This window comes from Sphingopyxis sp. 10G20-10 (assembly GCF_057365075.1).
This window is the reverse complement of record NZ_CP195117.1, coordinates 2616168-2631654: the sequence shown is the minus strand read 5'-3', so window position 1 is coordinate 2631654 and position 15487 is coordinate 2616168. Positions and strand designations below refer to the sequence as shown.

The 15487-nt window shown below is 60.1% G+C and carries 18 protein-coding genes; 3 read left to right on the top strand and 15 right to left on the bottom strand.

All coding sequences use genetic code 11. The annotated features are described in order from the left end of the window. Positions 1–49: 49 nt before the first annotated feature. From ACR3XE_RS12795 to ACR3XE_RS12770, 6 genes are all read right to left on the bottom strand, one after another. Positions 50–496 carry a PilZ domain-containing protein gene (locus ACR3XE_RS12795; RefSeq protein WP_473699816.1) on the bottom strand — a complete coding sequence of 149 codons (447 nt, stop codon included), beginning with the start codon at positions 494–496 and terminating at the stop codon, positions 50–52. Between the two features lie 99 nt (positions 497–595). Beyond that, complete coding sequence (locus ACR3XE_RS12790) at positions 596–1918, bottom strand: M28 family peptidase (RefSeq protein WP_473699817.1); 1323 nt, start codon at positions 1916–1918, stop codon at positions 596–598. Between the two features lie 109 nt (positions 1919–2027). Next, on the bottom strand, positions 2028–2528 hold the full coding sequence (locus ACR3XE_RS12785; protein WP_473699818.1) for a hypothetical protein: 501 nt from the start codon (positions 2526–2528) through the stop codon (positions 2028–2030). A 220-nt stretch (positions 2529–2748) separates the two neighbouring features. Next, positions 2749–3285, bottom strand: coding sequence for a hypothetical protein (locus tag ACR3XE_RS12780; protein WP_473699819.1), 537 nt, complete (start codon positions 3283–3285; stop codon positions 2749–2751). A 182-nt stretch (positions 3286–3467) separates the two neighbouring features. Beyond that, positions 3468–4331 (bottom strand): glycine zipper 2TM domain-containing protein, encoded by an 864-nt coding sequence (locus ACR3XE_RS12775; RefSeq protein WP_473699820.1) that lies wholly within the window; start codon positions 4329–4331, stop codon positions 3468–3470. Between the two features lie 134 nt (positions 4332–4465). Beyond that, positions 4466–4951: a GAF domain-containing protein gene (locus tag ACR3XE_RS12770; RefSeq protein ID WP_473699821.1), complete on the bottom strand. Its 486-nt coding sequence runs from the start codon at positions 4949–4951 to the stop codon at positions 4466–4468. 162 nt (positions 4952–5113) lie between these two features. Between ACR3XE_RS12770 and ACR3XE_RS12765 the strand changes: the two genes are divergently transcribed. Beyond that, positions 5114–5416, top strand: a complete 303-nt coding sequence (locus tag ACR3XE_RS12765) for a DUF4282 domain-containing protein (RefSeq protein ID WP_473699822.1) — start codon at positions 5114–5116, stop codon at positions 5414–5416. A 3-nt stretch (positions 5417–5419) separates the two neighbouring features. Here the strand turns inward: ACR3XE_RS12765 and ACR3XE_RS12760 are convergent, their stop codons facing one another. The 9 genes from ACR3XE_RS12760 to ACR3XE_RS12720 all read right to left on the bottom strand — a co-directional run bounded on the left by ACR3XE_RS12760 (position 5420) and on the right by ACR3XE_RS12720 (position 13996). Then, on the bottom strand, positions 5420–7633 hold the full coding sequence (locus ACR3XE_RS12760) for a prolyl oligopeptidase family serine peptidase (protein WP_473699823.1): 2214 nt from the start codon (positions 7631–7633) through the stop codon (positions 5420–5422). A 156-nt stretch (positions 7634–7789) separates the two neighbouring features. Then, positions 7790–8206, bottom strand: coding sequence for a 50S ribosomal protein L17 (gene rplQ / locus ACR3XE_RS12755; protein WP_473699824.1), 417 nt, complete (start codon positions 8204–8206; stop codon positions 7790–7792). A gap of 263 nt (positions 8207–8469) precedes the next feature. Further along, positions 8470–9528 carry a DNA-directed RNA polymerase subunit alpha gene (locus ACR3XE_RS12750; protein WP_486185786.1) on the bottom strand — a complete coding sequence of 353 codons (1059 nt, stop codon included), beginning with the start codon at positions 9526–9528 and terminating at the stop codon, positions 8470–8472. 109 nt (positions 9529–9637) lie between these two features. Beyond that, the gene (rpsK, locus tag ACR3XE_RS12745; protein ID WP_473699825.1) at positions 9638–10027 is read right to left on the bottom strand and encodes a 30S ribosomal protein S11; all 390 of its coding nucleotides are present in this window, start codon (positions 10025–10027) and stop codon (positions 9638–9640) included. 102 nt (positions 10028–10129) lie between these two features. Then, on the bottom strand, positions 10130–10498 hold the full coding sequence (gene rpsM, locus ACR3XE_RS12740) for a 30S ribosomal protein S13 (protein ID WP_473699826.1): 369 nt from the start codon (positions 10496–10498) through the stop codon (positions 10130–10132). A gap of 165 nt (positions 10499–10663) precedes the next feature. Beyond that, positions 10664–11455 (bottom strand): inositol monophosphatase family protein, encoded by a 792-nt coding sequence (locus tag ACR3XE_RS12735; RefSeq protein ID WP_473699827.1) that lies wholly within the window; start codon positions 11453–11455, stop codon positions 10664–10666. A gap of 13 nt (positions 11456–11468) precedes the next feature. Further along, on the bottom strand, positions 11469–12812 hold the full coding sequence (locus ACR3XE_RS12730) for a TldD/PmbA family protein (RefSeq protein ID WP_473699828.1): 1344 nt from the start codon (positions 12810–12812) through the stop codon (positions 11469–11471). Positions 12813–12895: 83 nt separating this feature from the next. Continuing rightward, the gene (locus tag ACR3XE_RS12725) at positions 12896–13216 is read right to left on the bottom strand and encodes a hypothetical protein (protein ID WP_473699829.1); all 321 of its coding nucleotides are present in this window, start codon (positions 13214–13216) and stop codon (positions 12896–12898) included. 252 nt (positions 13217–13468) lie between these two features. Continuing rightward, positions 13469–13996, bottom strand: coding sequence for a DUF2306 domain-containing protein (locus tag ACR3XE_RS12720; protein ID WP_473699830.1), 528 nt, complete (start codon positions 13994–13996; stop codon positions 13469–13471). Between the two features lie 54 nt (positions 13997–14050). On the opposite strand from ACR3XE_RS12720, the gene ACR3XE_RS12715 reads away from it, so the two are divergent. Both ACR3XE_RS12715 and ACR3XE_RS12710 read left to right on the top strand, forming a co-directional pair. Continuing rightward, positions 14051–14185, top strand: coding sequence for a hypothetical protein (locus ACR3XE_RS12715; RefSeq protein WP_473699831.1), 135 nt, complete (start codon positions 14051–14053; stop codon positions 14183–14185). A gap of 12 nt (positions 14186–14197) precedes the next feature. Next, on the top strand, positions 14198–15463 hold the full coding sequence (locus ACR3XE_RS12710; protein ID WP_486185785.1) for a SulP family inorganic anion transporter: 1266 nt from the start codon (positions 14198–14200) through the stop codon (positions 15461–15463). Positions 15464–15487 lie beyond the last annotated feature (24 nt).

Below are 15487 nucleotides of genomic sequence, written 5' to 3'. Positions count from 1 at the left end.
TTTCCGTTGTGGACGGTTCATTTATCTGAAACGCGGACTCGTCTTGACCCTAGCTGTCCCAGTCTTTGCAAATATACTGGGATTGGACTTTGTCATATCGTGGCTTCACGGACGGACGACGAAAATCGCCCTTGACCGGTGGAAGGATCCGAAATTCAACGCTGCTGTCGGTCGACGGCAAATTGCTGCCATGCGCCGCGCGCAATTGGGCAATCTGAATGGAGGAATCGGTTTCGATTCCGAAACGCTGATCATAGGACCAACGGACAATTCCCTGCATCGGTCGATGACCTGGCAAATGAACCGTTACCCGTTCGCCGCTTTGCAAAGCGAGATCGCTGAGTCCCCCGATTCCTGACTCGGACACGTTACGGACGCGCACATCGACCCGGCCAAAGCGGTCGCTGCTCAGCGATGCTTTCACCAGCCGCGATTGACGCGGTTGTCTTGAGTTGGTGCCGCTTTGCGTTGCGGCGATGTCATTCCTGGGTGACATAGGCGACCATTTTCTGTCCCGGGAAGATAGTCCCCGGGCCGATTGTGGTCCCATCACGATCATTAACGTCGAAAGTTTACCATTTCGTGTAGCACCCTATCAGGGGCGCGGCGGAATACCCGCGAAAGTCACAAGGCTTTCCTGACCATCTTTTGACACGGCCGACACCCCAAAGAAATTGTCGTCGATGATGACATGTTTCAACACCAGCTTTGTGGGGGCGGTGGCAGGCACCAGTCGGCTGTCGGTCCATGCGCTCGTGTCGCCGCGGCGCCAATAGACATGATAGGCAGCGGCGCCTTTGACCGGTTGCCACTGAATGGTCGTATCCGAACTGACCGCGCCATCGATAAAAACCCCCGTCGGGGCGGACGGTGCATCGGCCAGCTCGGCCGCCAGCGCGACGTTCAGGTCGGTGACATGCGCCAGATAGCCGAAATTCATCTCGTCGACGGTGTCGCCATATTTGCGGCCATTTTCGGTGCGCAGATCCTGATGCTGGTGATCATAATCTTCGATTCCGGCTGTGAAGCGTATTGCCGGATAGCCCAAGGCGAGCGACGGCAAATGGTCGCCGCCACGCCGAAAGCGGTCGGGACGACGCACGGCCAAAACCTCCAGCCCGATAGCAGGTGAGGCCTTAGCGACCCGCAACGCCGCTTTGGCCAGCGCTCGCGATGGGCCGTCATCTTCGCCGCCAATGCCGCGCCGCGCCATTTGTGCGTCCAAGTCTTCGGACGACCGGATGCCCTCGCTGAAGACGCGCACGCGCTTGTCGACGATGGTCCCGTCGGTGCCATGGGTGCCACCGACAATGTCATTGTTCAGCATGGCAACGACATTCCATCCCTGTTCCTTGGCATGGCGCGCGAGAAGCGTCCCGCCCCACAATCCCTGTTCTTCGCCCGACAGCAGGGCAAAAACGATGGTTGCGCGATGCGGCTTTTGCGACAGCAGGCGTGCCGCCTCCATCACCAGTGCGCTGCCCGATCCGTCATCATTGGCGCCGGGGGCATCGCTGGTTGCGTTCATGGGGTCGGTGACGCGACTGTCAATATGACCCGCGATCATGATGACATTGGCGGGGTCGCCGGTCCCCTTTTGAATGGCCAGAACATCCTCGACTATCACACCGTCTGGGGCTCTGGGGCCTTCAAAACGGTCGGAAATCCGTTGAACGGTCAGACAGCCGTCGCAGTCCTTGCCGATGCGGGCAAACTCGCCCGCGCCCCAGCTGCGTGCCGCGCCGATGCCGCGTTTTGGATCGGTGGGGGAGGACAGGGTGTGGCGCGTGCCGAATGATACGAGTTTTTCGACCAGCATTTTCAGGCGCGCCGGATCGGCACTGGTCTGATTGTCATGGGCAAATGTTGCGGCGGGGGTCGCCAGCAACAGGGCTGCGAGCAGGCTGTTTTTGATCATACTGCTTCATGCGATGACAAAGCCCATGTTGCAAGCGGGGCAAAAAAAGAACCCGCCACATGTCGGGCATGGGCGGGTTAGTATTTCAGGTGTTTGTTATGAGGTGTGTTTAGCGACGCAGGCCGGAAAAGCGGATATCCTGAACGCGGCCTTGGTTTACGACACAGCTGAATTTGCCTTTGTCATAATTTCCACCGCGACCGCGATAGCGGTTCTGAACAACGAGGCGGCCCTTGACCTTATAGCCGTAACGCTTGCGATCAACGCCGGTCACTTGGGTCACATCGGCGCGGCCATAGCGGCTGGCGCGGTTCTGGGCGGCGCGTACGCATTTGTTCACGGCCGAGCGGCTGTAGCCATAGCGGTTGTTGTTGTAACCATTGCCATAGCGGTCACCGCGATAATTGTCATAGCGGCTGTCATAGCGGTTTTTGTTGCTACTCGACAGGATGGCGGCAAGTCCGCCAATCACAACTGCACCGGCGATCACTTCGCCAGCGCTAATTCCGTCATGGTCGCGATCACGTGCCTGGGCAGGGGCGGCGCTGATCATCATTGCGCCAGCAACGGCCGCACCAATTGCGGCTTTCGATAGGGGCTGAATAGCCATGGTTCGGTCTCCTTCACCTTCAGGCGGCAGAATTGCGACCCGTTGATAAGGGTATAGCAGGGGCACCGTGACCTCCCCCTGAACCCCGCACTTATCCGCGGTTCAGACTTGGTTTACCTGAGGTTCATGCGAAGGATGAGGCTTTGTCAGGCAAAGCAAAGGCCCTTTCACCGCATAGGGAGAAAGAGCCTTTGATGCGCTGAATTGTGCTGCGCGGTGGTCAGTCGTTAAAGCGGACGTCGACGACGCGCCCTTGCTGATAAGTGCAACCAAAGCTGCGCACATCGCCATCCGAAGTCGAGGCGGTGCCGGTCACATACCAGCCTTCGCCATTGCGACGTGCATCGGTGACACTGTCGACGCGGGCGCCGTCGCCCATGTCTCCCTCGACGGCCCAGCTGCAAGCATCGCTGGCGCGCGAATTTGCGTCATAGCTGCCCGGATAGCTCGCGGGAATACGCTCCTCATCGGGGCGTTCATAATTGCGATCACGTTGGTCGTCGGGGCGATAAGGCGGATCATAGCGATAGTCGCGGTCTTGCCGTGACCGATCCTTTGACTTGCTTGCCGCGCCCGCGATGGCGGCGATGGTGCCAAGGATCAAAATGCCGCCGATAACGTCGCCGGCATCGACCCGGTCATGGTGGCGGTGGCCCCATCCGCCATGGCGTCCGCGCGCTTCGGCGGAGGTTGCGGAAAGTCCGACCGATGTAATCACAATGGCGGCGGCGGTGGAAAAGCTGGTTAATCTACGCATCGAGGTTCATCCCCAAGGGGCGGGCGCTCGAAATCCGGCCCGCAATGATGATGGTATAGCGGCGCGAAGCTTTCGCGGCGCTGAACCGTTGATATGGCGCGACGAGACGAGTCCGATACCGCAAACGGCCCGCTTACCGGTCGGGGAAGCGGGCCGCTCAACGTCATCGAAATGTACCAATCTCAGCAGCTGCAACGCGGCTTTGGTTTGGGACGCCAGGTCCGCTTTTTGGCAACGCGGCGCTTGCGCACCGGCACATTGACATAGCTGGTCTTGGTCGTGGTCTCGACCGTTTCGGTCACCACGGGCGCGCCGGTAATGATGGTGGTCACGACCACGCCGGGCGAATAATAGCCATAGCCATAGCCGCCCTGCTGATAGACGCGTGTGCCGGATGCACCATGATATCCGCCGCCTTGATAATAGCCGCCATTCGCATAGCTGTCGCGGCGGGCATAATATTCGTCGCAACGCTTGCGGTCACTGGCATTGCCCACTGCCGCACCGGCCAGGGCGCCGACGCCGGCACCGATCAACGATCCGGCGGTGCGGTTTCCGCGTCCGGCGATGCGATTGCCCGCGACACCGCCGACCAGACCGCCGACGACCGCGCCGCCAATTTGCCCGCCCTGACCGCAACGCCGTTCCATATCGGCGTCATAGCCTGCGCGATAATCGCCGCGCGGCGGCGCATAGCTGGTGCCTGCGCGGCCTTCATAGCTGCCCTCATAAGTGCCGTGATATTGCCGACCCTCGGGGGTTTCATAGGTGCCGTTCCAGGTGCCGGTCCAGCGTCCTTCGGCATCATAGCCACCGCCACCGTTGCGATAATCGACTTCGCTGGGAATGCGGTCGGGATAGCCGGTATAGACGCGGCCATCAGTTGGTGCGGGAATGCGATAATCCAGCTGGCCATCATGATAGGATGCCGACTGATTCAAGGTCGTTTGCGGTTGTGCGTCAGTCATTGGCACCTCAGCACTCGTCGCACGACCGGCCAGCAACAGCGACCCCGCAGCAACTCCCAATAACAATATCGTGCGCATGGCTAACTCCCGCCTTTCCTGATCGTCTGCCCCGTTGGCGACAACCGGTTGGTTAACAGTCTGTTAGCAAATTCATCGCTTTTCCGCGAATCCGTTTACCTTCGCACCTGCGTCCCATTTTGGGGCAGGAGGGGCTATCCCAGCGTATGGGCGATGCGATCGATCAACGCTTCGGCCCCCGCTTGATCGACATCGGAAAAGCGACCGGGATGCGGGCTGTCGAGGTCGAGGACGCCGACCAGCCGATCATCGACGACAATCGGTACGACCAGTTCGCTGCGACTGTCGGCGTCGCAGGCGATATGGCCGGGGAAAGCGAACACATCCTCGACCCGCTGGCTCGTCCGGTCGCGTGCCGCCGCCCCGCAGACGCCCTTATCGAGCGCTATGCGGATGCACGCCGCTTTGCCCTGAAAGGGGCCAAGAACCAGCTCGTTGCCGTCAAAGCGGTAAAATCCTGCCCAGTTGAGGTCGGGGATGGCTTGCCACAGCAGGGCGGCGACATTGGCCATATTGGCGATACCGTCGGACTCGCCCGCCGTCAGCGCAGTCGCGGCATCACCCACCTCGCGCCATTGCTCGCTGGCTGTGGTGGCGCTGGGGGCAAAGGCAAAGGACATGGCGCGGCTTTCCAAAATTGAGACGCCGTAGCCGGCGGGTTGTGTCGCTATATCCGCTCGCCGATATCAGGTCTTGCAGAATAGCGGAAACATGCGAGACTTTACCAACCAAGCGCTGGGTGCAGTTCTGTTCCGTCGCTTCGGTAAACATGGGGAGTAAGAATGATGGGTGGATTTGAATTTGGCGATCTTTTCAAGTTCGACAAGATGGTCGCACCGACAATTTTGAAACTTGTCTATTGGCTAGGACTGGTTGGCATTGTCGTTTGGGCCGTTATCGCTCTGATCGGTGCCGTGAGTATGCTGGCCTATTCGGTTGCATCTGGACTGGGAATGTTGATTCTCTCGGTCGTCGGCCTGCTCTTTGGAACGCTGGTGTGGCGGATATTGATCGAGATTTACATGGTGATCTTCAGCATCAACGACCGTCTGGGCGAAGTTCGCGACCGCTTGCCACCAAAATAGGCGCTACTGGCTTTGCGCCGCGTCCATGGGGGCGCGGGCAGACCCTTCAGACGGTGCAATCTTCAGTCCGGTCCACCGGGCGATGAAGGCATATTTGTCCGACGCTTCGGCAATAATCTTGTCGGTCGGTTTGCCAGAGCCGTGGCCTGCGCGCGTTGCGACGCGGATCAGGTGCGGTTTGCTGCCGATATCGGCATGTTGCAGGGCCGCCGCATATTTAAAGCTATGCCCCGGCACGACCCGGTCATCGGTGTCGGCGGTCGTCACCATGATCGCGGGATAGGCGCTGCCGTCCTTGATATTATGATAGGGTGAATAGCTGAGCAGGTTGCGGAAATCAGCTTCTTTTCCGGGATAGCCATAGTCATCAACCCAATATCGGCCGGCGGTGAAGCGATCAAAGCGCAGCATGTCCATCACCCCGACGGCGGGCAGCGCGGCGGCGAACAGGTCGGGCCGCTGGTTGGTCACGACACCGACGAGCAGCCCGCCATTTGACGCGCCCTCTATCGCCAGCTGGCCCTTGCCGGTGATCTTGTTGGCGATCAGAAACTCGCCAGCCGCGATGAAATCGTCGAACACATTCTGTTTGTGGCTCAACCGCCCCGCATCGTGCCACGCCTTGCCATATTCGCCGCCGCCGCGCAGGTTCGCGATGGCCAGAACGCCGCCCGCATCAAGCCATGCAAGCCGCGTCGGCGAAAAGCCTGGCGTCAGGGCAATATTGAACCCGCCATAACCGTAGAGCAGCGTCGGCGATCCCTTGCTCTGGTCGAGGCCCTTTTTCATCACCACGAACATCGGAATTTTCGTGCCGTCTTTTGATGGGTAAAAGCGCTGTTCGACCGAAAAATCATCGGGGTCAAAATTCAGCTTGGGCGCGGCGAAAATCTCGCTCTTACCGGTGACCGTGTTGAAACGATAGACGGTTGTCGGGCGTGCAAAGCTGGAAAAGGCGTAAAAGGTTTCGGGATCATCCGGTTTGCCGCCAAACCCTGCGGCTGACCCGATATTGGAGAGATGGATTTCGGCAATCGGCTTGCCTGACAGGCTGACCATCCGCGCCTCTGATTTGGCATCGCCGAGATAGGACAGGATGATGCGCTCGCCGACCTGCGTCGCGCCGACCAGTGTTCCGGCGGTTTGGGCCACCAGTTCGGTCAGTTTTTCGGGATGCTTGATGTTCATTTCGACCAGCCGCTGACGCGGCGCATCTTTGTTGGTCAAAAAGATGAAATGCGGCCCCTTGTTGCCAACATAGTTCCAGTCATTGGCGAAATCGGCGACCAGTATGACCGGCTTTCTTGTTCCTTTACGAAGCGCGTAGAGCGTCAGGCCATAGCGCTCGTCGGTTCCTTCAGACGAGGTGACGAGGAGATATTTCCCATCGTCTGTGACCTCTGCACCATGGTTGAGTTTAGGACGGTCGAGCGTGGCATGGATTAGGACATCGGCGCTTTGTGGCGTCCCCAGTGCGTGGAAATAGACGGCGTGATTTTCGTTGAGCGACTGAAACGCCGCGCCCTTGGCGGGAGCGGGAAAGCGCGAATAGTAAAATCCGCTGCCGTCCTTGGCCCATGCCAGTCTCGAAAATTTCACCCAGCGAATTTCGTCGGGCAGATCTGCGCCGCTATCGACATCGCGAACGCGCAGGATGCGCCAGTCGGTGCCGCCGTCCTGCACCGCATAAAGCAAGTGCCTCCCATCTTCGGAAGGCACCCATTCGCCGAGCGCCGTCGCGCCGTCCTTAGCCCAGCCATTGGGGTCGATCAGAACCCGCGTCTCTCCCCTCAGCCCTTCGCGGACATAGAGCATATATTGCGGCTGCAGCCCGTCGTTGCGGGTGTAGAAATAACGGCTCCCGGCTTTGCGCGGGACGCCAAAGCGTTCATAATCAAACAGTTCGGTCATCCGCTTCGCCAGCGCGTCGCGTCCCGGCAGGTTTTTCAGATAGGCTTGCGTGGCCGCATTTTCGCGCGTCACCCAGTCGGCAACCTGCGGATTGACGCGGACGTCATCCTCCAGCCAACGATAGGGATCGGCAACCGCGACGCCAAATTGGGTTTCGACGATAGCGTCGCGACGGGTGTCGGGATAGGCGATGCTCTTGTCCTTTGCGATGGTGATGGCTGTCCGGCTGTCGTGCGCCAACACCCCGGTTGATGGCATCATCAGGGCTGTGAGCGCCAGCAAGGCGTGAAGGGGGCGCGGTCGCATGACAGGGCGCTCCTTTCGTCAGGCGTGCTGCCAATGTAGGACGGTACGGAGCGAGGGCAAGCGCCTTCGCGCGCTTCGGCCAAAGTAAAGGGGACCGAAAGCGTGGTGCTTTCGGTCCCCTTGGTCTTTGCCTGTGAAGGCGAGAGAGTGTGTGGCTTACGCCTCTTCCATCTCTGCGTTCATCGCCGGGCCTGAATCCTGGCCTCTAGCGCTAACGTCACGGTCGACAAATTCGATAATCGCCATCGGAGCGGCGTCCGAAGCGCGGATGCCGGCTTTGATGACGCGGGTGTAACCGCCGTTGCGGTCTGCATAGCGGTCGGCAATTGTGCTGAACAGCTTCGACAGTTGTGCATCGTCCATCAAGCGACCCATCGCCAAACGACGATTGGCAAGCCCGCCGCGCTTGGCCAGCGTGACCAACTTTTCGACATAGGGGCGCAGTTCCTTTGCCTTGGCGACGGTGGTCAGGATCTGCTCATGCTTGATGAGTGCGGCCGACATATTGCGGAACAGGGCGGTGCGGTGCGCGCTGGTGCGCTGAAGCTTGCGGCCACCGGTTTTATGAATCATGATATCGTCCTTCGTTTGTTAAAGGCCCGTATGAGGTAGCCCAGACCAGGTTGCTTGCGGGGCAACCTTTTCCCGTAGTGATTTCACCCTCCCCTTCAGGGGAGGGCAGCGAAACTCGCCAGCTTCTTTGCTGGCTAGTTGCAGCGGGTGGGGGCCGTCGGCATTGCGCAAGGCCCATTGCCCCACCCCACTGCGACTAAGGCCCGGCTACGCCAAACCTAAGTCTCATTGCCCCTCCCCTGAAGGAGAAGGGCTTAATCTGTTTAACCCAGCAGCTCTTGTTCAAGCTTCTTGGCCATTTCCTCGATATTTTCGGGCGGCCAGCCGGGGATGTCCATGCCAAGGCGCAGACCCATCGACGACAACACTTCCTTGATTTCATTCAAGGATTTGCGGCCAAAGTTCGGGGTGCGAAGCATTTCGGCTTCGGTCTTTTGCACCAGATCGCCAATATAGATGATATTGTCGTTCTTGAGGCAATTGGCCGAGCGCACCGACAGTTCCAACTCGTCGACCTTCTTGAGAAGGAAGCGGTTGAGCTGGTTGACATCGGATTCGTCGCTGGTTGCCGAGGGGGCTGCCACGCCGATCAGGCCGCTGTCGTTCATCGCTTCTTCGAAGTGGACGAAAACCTGCAACTGGTCCTGAAGGATGCGCGCGGCATAAGCGACGGCATCCTCGGGCGTGACCGTACCGTCGGTCTCGACGGTCAGGTTCAGCTTGTCATAGTCCAGTTCCTGCCCGATGCGGGCATTGTCGACCTTGTACGCAACCTGACGCACCGGCGAATAAAGCGAATCGACGGGGATCAGGCCGATTGGCGCATCAGCGGGGCGGTTGGCAGTCGCGGGGACATAGCCCTTGCCGCTGTCGGCAACCAATTCCATGTTGAGCGTCGCGCCTTCGTCGAGGTGGCAGATGACATGGCTGGGGTTCATCACCTTGATGTCACCCGACACCATGATGTCGCCAGCCTTGACCGTTGCGGGGCCAGTGGCCGAAAGCTGCAGCCGCTTGGGGCCTTCGCCTTCCATGCGGAGGGCGATTTGCTTGACGTTGAGGACGATGTCGGTGACATCTTCGCGCACGCCGGTCAGGCTCGAGAATTCATGCAGAACATTCTCGATCTTGATCGACGTGATCGCCGCCCCCTGAAGCGACGACAGAAGAACGCGACGCAGCGCGTTACCCAGCGTCAGACCAAAGCCACGTTCAAGCGGTTCAGCAACAAAAGTTGCCTTACGCTTGCCGTCGCTGCCAGCCTTGATTTCCAGGTTGCTGGGCTTCTTCAATTCCTGCCAGTTCCGGATATTGACAGTCATGGTTTTCCCTTTGCTTTTGGCGGAACGGGCGAGGGGTGGAGCCAAGCCGTCCGGCGTGAATTCAATAGACGGACCATGCGGCACATGCCGCCGGTCCGGGAAAAAGGCATCAGACGCGGCGGCGCTTGGCCGGGCGGACACCATTATGCGGGATCGGGGTCACGTCACGGATGGATGTGATGTGGAAACCCACCGCTTGCAGCGCACGAAGCGCCGATTCACGACCAGCACCGGGGCCTTTGACCTCGACTTCCAGCGTGCGGACGCCATGATCGGCGGCCTTTTTGCCAGCGTCTTCGGCACAAACCTGTGCGGCATAGGGAGTCGACTTGCGGCTGCCCTTGAATCCCATTGTACCGGCGCTCGACCAGGCAATGGCATTGCCCTGTGCGTCGGTGATGGTGATCATCGTGTTGTTGAAGGTCGCGTTGACATGGGCGACACCCGATGAGATGTTTTTGCGTTCGCGCCGACGAAGGCGCTGCGGTTCACGAGCCATTATATTTTTCCCGTATCCTGAAAATCTGTGTGTATGCCGGTGGTGCTAGGAAATGAGCAGTCCCGGCGAAGAAAAAGCGTTTCGGTCCCGAAGGGCCAGACCCTACTTCTTCTTACCAGCGATAGCCTTGGCCTTGCCCTTGCGGGTGCGCGCATTGGTGTGCGTGCGCTGGCCACGAACCGGCAGACCTTTACGATGACGCAAGCCGCGATAGCAGGCGAGGTCCATCAGGCGCTTGATGTTCATCGCCGTGTTGCGGCGAAGATCACCCTCGACCGTCAGGTCAGCGTCGATCGTTTCACGAATCTGCAGCACTTCGGCGTCGGACAAGTCCTGAACGCGGCGAGCGTGGTCGATTCCCAATTTGGTGGCAATGTTGACGGCGGTCTGACGACCGATGCCGTGGATATAGGTAAGCGCGATAATAACGCGTTTGTTGGTGGGCAAATTGACGCCCGCAATACGTGCCATGTGTTTCTTTCTCCTGCTCCACAGGACCGTTGGCAATTGGTCCCATCTCAAAGCGTCTGGTTCCAACGCAAAAACGGACCACGATGCGCAGGCGCGCTTCGCCGTCCGGATATGATGTCGGAATGGCTGGGCCGTTACGGTGAGTCGGCCCCGATGTCAAGCCTGCTAACCGGCTGGTGCCAGCATTTTGGCGCGCTCCGCCAACCGGTCGACGACTGCAGCATGGATGGCTGGCGCACAGGCAATTACGCCAAAGGCCTGGGCGCGCGGGGTGTTGAAAACAAGCGGCGCGCCAAAAGCATCGGTCACGGTAGCACCCGCCTCTGTGGCAATCAGCGCGGCGGCGGCCACATCCCACTCATAACCCCAGCGCAAGGTCGCGACCAGATCGGCGCGATCATCGGCGACCAGTGCCATGCGTAGCGCGATGCTGTTCGGCTTGGTCACGATGACCAGATCGCTGTCGACACTGGGCAGGGCGTCGGCGGGGACGCGCGATCCGGCAAATTTCTGACGCTGGCTGGCGCGCAGCGGATCGCCGTTCAGCACCGCCCCTTTGCCGCGCTGTGCTACCCATAATTCATCCAGCGCGGGCGCATAGAGCACGCCCAGCTCGGACGCGCCATCAACAACCAACGCCACCGACACCGCCCAGCCGGGACGACCACGGATGAAATCGCGGGTGCCGTCGATCGGATCGACGCACCACATGGCGCGGCACGACAGCCGATCGGCGTTGTCGGCGGTTTCCTCGGACAACCATCCCGCCTCTGGCACCATCGCGCCCAGAACGGCCTTCAACCGCGCATCAACAGCCAGATCGACGTCGCTTACAGGATTGTTGGGCGATTTATACTGGACATCAACTGCTTTGCCCTCGCCCCGCAAGCGCGCCATCGCCATGTCGCCGACTTCGCGCGTGGCGGCGATCATGGCTTCGAGGTTGCGGCCTAGCATTGGTACGTGCGCCCTAGCTGCTGGCGACGGTCATGCCGTCAATACGCAGGGTTGGAACATCGACGCCGTGACGAAATTCCAGGTCGTCGGCGGCGGTCATCGCGGCAAACATGGCGATCAAATTGCCGGCGATGGTGAATTCGGCGATGGGTTCGGCAATCTGGCCGCCGCGAATGGCAAAGCCCGTCGCGCCGCGGCTATAATCGCCAGTGACGGGATTGACGCCTTGGCCAGCCAATTCGGTGACATAGATGCCTTCGCTGACATCGGCCATCAGCGCGGCGGGCGTTTGCGCGCCGGGGGCAAGGTGGAGGTTGCTCGTGCTCACGCCCGATGCACCGCCGCCTCGGCTCGCATGTCCGGTCGGGGCCAGCCCAAGTTGCTTCGCTGAAGCCGTATCGAGCAACCAGCCGGTTATGCGGCCATTGGCAACGATGTCGCGCGCTGCGGTCGGCAGGCCTTCGCCGTCAAAGGCCCGGCTACGCAGACCGCGCAGGCGATGCGGCTCGTCGCGAATGATGATCGCGGAATCGAACAGATCCTGATCTTCCTTGCCGAGCAAAAAGCTGGTGCCGCGCGCGATGGCGGGGCCGCTGATCGCACCGAGCAAATGGCCGACGATGCTGCTGCCTACGCGCGGATCAAAGAATATCGGCACTTTGCCGACGGGAGCTTTACCGGGATTGAGCCGCGCGACGGCACGCGAACCGGCGCGCAGACCGATGGCGTCGACGCTTTCCATATCTTCGGCATAATGGGCGCTGTGCCAGCCATAGTCGCGTTGCATGGCGGCGCCTTCGCCTGCGATGACGCTGGCCGACAGGCTGTGGCCGCTGGCACCATAGCCGCCGACGAACCCGTGACTGGTGGCGAGCGCGAAGCGGGTGCGGCTGTGGCTGGCGCTGCCCCCTTCGCTGTTGGTGACGCCCGCGACGGCGCGCGCAGCTTCTTCGACGGCGAGAGCGGCTTCGCGCAGTGCCTGCGGATCGGCTTCGCTGCCGTCATCAAGATCAAGGTTGGGCGGTGTATCTTTTAGCAAGCGGTCGGCGGGGGCGAGGCCAGCATAAATATCCTCGGGGGCTTCGCGCGCCATGGCGACGCAGCGTTCGACGAGGCTTGCCAACTCGCCTTCATCCATATCGGCGGTTGAAACGCTGGCGCTGCGTTGGCCGACAAAGACCCGCAGGCTGATGTCCTGCCCCTCGGATCGTTCGACATCTTCGAGATTGCCCAGCCGCATCGAGACCGATGTGGAGGCGTTGCAATAATAAAGGGCGTCGGCGGCGTCGGCGCCAGCGCGGGTGGCGGCACCGCACAGCATCTGTGCGCGATCTAGGGCTTCTTCGACGGTGAGCATGGGCGCGCCCTATACTTCGGCGCGCGGCGCGTCAAAATTTATTGGATATCGTCTGTCAGGCCAAAGTTTTGAACGGCGTGCCGTCAGCTCGCGATTGCAGCAATCGCCTGCGTGGCGGCGAGCGCCCCGCTGACCCACAAAAAGGGGATGGCCAGAGCGGCAACCCACAAACGGCGAACATCGCGGCGGAACCGGGCGTGCAGGCCCCAGCTGGCGAGGGCCTGACGGCTGAGGTGATACCAGTGCCGTTCAACCCGCCGGGCCAGCGGCACCGCGAGTGCGATCAGCATGACAAGAGAAATGACGGTGAAAGCGGTCGGTGCGCCATCGGCGACGGCACTGGTCACAAGCCAGATTTGCAGAGCAGTAAAGGCCAGCAGGGCGGCGGCGGCGTGCCACGTCATTCGTCGACCCAAACTGCGCGCCGCTGGTACGCTTTGCGTTGAACGCCCCCATAGGCGTGGTCCGAATGTTGATGCCATGTTTCAGCCTCCCCGGCTGGCGATTCCCATAAACCCTACGTATTCAGCCAAAAATCATCGAGTCAAGGGAGGATGCGCCGATTCGGTTAATATATCCTCTCCATTGGCCCCATTTTCGCAACAGAGTTACGCCGAGCGGACCATATGCAATCAGAAACAAGTGTCCGGCTCCGCTTAGCCAAACAACCATGACCCCAGCAGGCGATTAAAGGGAAAGGTGAAAAAACCGGCCAGCAACAGCGCGCCAACAACAAAGCCCCGCGCCTGACCGCGGTGGCGCCGGACATCGTGGCGGCGCGCGGAAATGACCAGCACAGGCACGCCAATGACGGTCAGCACCGACAGGATATGGATCAGGCTAAATCCGCCGGGGTTGATGAAACGCATGTTGAAACTGACCAGCGCAGTGATGAACAAAAGCGACGCCCAGACCCATCCCATCATGCGGTGGAGGCGGTCGCCCCTGCGGCGCAGCATCATAAAGGGCGTGATTGCAAGCGCTGCGCTAATCGTGATGAGATGCAGCCAGACTTGCCATGGAATTTGCGCCCATTGATCGCGGCCGCGCGCCACTGCCACAACGACGAAGCCCAAAAGGACAAGCGCAAGCAGGCCGCAGATACGCTCCAGCATGTCGGGCTGTTTCGACTTTGTATAGCGCGTACCTTTTGCGCCAAAGAATCCACTCAGCCGACTGGCCATTTACGCACCCCTCCGTAACTCCATGATCCCATAACCATGAGGGAGGACAGGGGAATGCACAAGTCGGGGTTGATGGTCGGTTTTGCTCTGCTGGCATTGGGCTGTGCTTTGCCGGTTCAGGGCGCAGTGCCGCACGACGTGCGCGATGTGCAGGGTAAAAATTGGGTGGCGGCGCAGAAATCCAGTTGATAATGGCCGCCCATGCGACAGCCTAAAATTTGGACGACCATCCAAGACTATAGCTGGTCTCTGTTCCGGGGCGATGTGCAGGCAGGGATTACCGTCGCTTTGGTGGCGCTTCCGCTGTGTATCGCGATTGCCATCGCGTCAGGTGCCACACCAGAACAGGGGATTGTGACCGCCATCATCGGCGGATTCGTCATATCTCTGTCGAGTGGAAGCCGGGTTCAGATCGGCGGGCCGACCGGCGCTTTCATCGTCGTGGTTTATGGCGTGATTGCCAGTCATGGATATGACGGGTTGGTTCTGGCAACCTTAATGGCCGGAGTGATCCTGATGATCGCCGGGTTTTTTCGGGCTGGCCGATTAATCGCCCATGTCCCCGAAGCCGTCATCGACGGCTTTACCATCGGTATCGCCATCATCATCGCCTTTAGTCAGGTCAAGGACGCGTCGGGCATGTCGATTGCGTCGCTGCCTGCCGATTTTCTGCCCAAGCTGGCGGCCCTATGGGGCGCGCGCGCCAGTATCAGTCCGGCGGCGGTGGGCATCGCAGTGACCGCGCTGATTGTGATGATCGGAATGCGCCGCTGGACCCCGCGCCTGCCCGGACCGATTATCGGGGTCTGTCTCGCCACGCTTCTGGCAATCTGGCTGGCGCTTCCGGTCGATTCCATTCAGTCCCGCTATGGCATTTTATCGACCCATTTCCCGGCCGTCATTGTGCCGGATATAACGGTCGTGCGTCTTGTTCAATTGCTACCATCGGCCTTTGTCATCGCCTTTCTGGCAGGGATTGAAAGCCTGTTATCGGCCATTGTTGCCGACCGGATGATCGAGGGGCATCATCGTCCCAATGCCGAACTCATGGCGCAGGGCTATGGCAATTTGGCCTCGTCATTTTTCGGCGGCATGCCGGTGACCGGCGCGATAGCGCGCACCGCGACCAATGTGCGCGCGGGCGGCAAAACCCCGGTCGCGGGTATGGTGCATGCGCTAACGATACTGCTGATGATGCTGCTGGCGGCAGGCTGGGTTGGCAAGCTGTCGATGCCGGCGTTGGCGGCCATCTTGTTGCTGACGGCGTGGAACATGGCGGAGGTGGAGAAATGGCCGCACTATTGGCGCGCTCCCATGACCGATCGCATATTGCTTGTCACGACATTGGTCCTGACCGTCGTCATAGACTTAACAATTGCGATTGGCGTGGGTGTAGTCCTAGGCCTGCTTTTCCGCTTGCTACAAAATGGCGGCGACAAGCCTCTATGGACGCCCCGCAATAACTAGGGTCAGAATCGAGGTCTGGGCTCG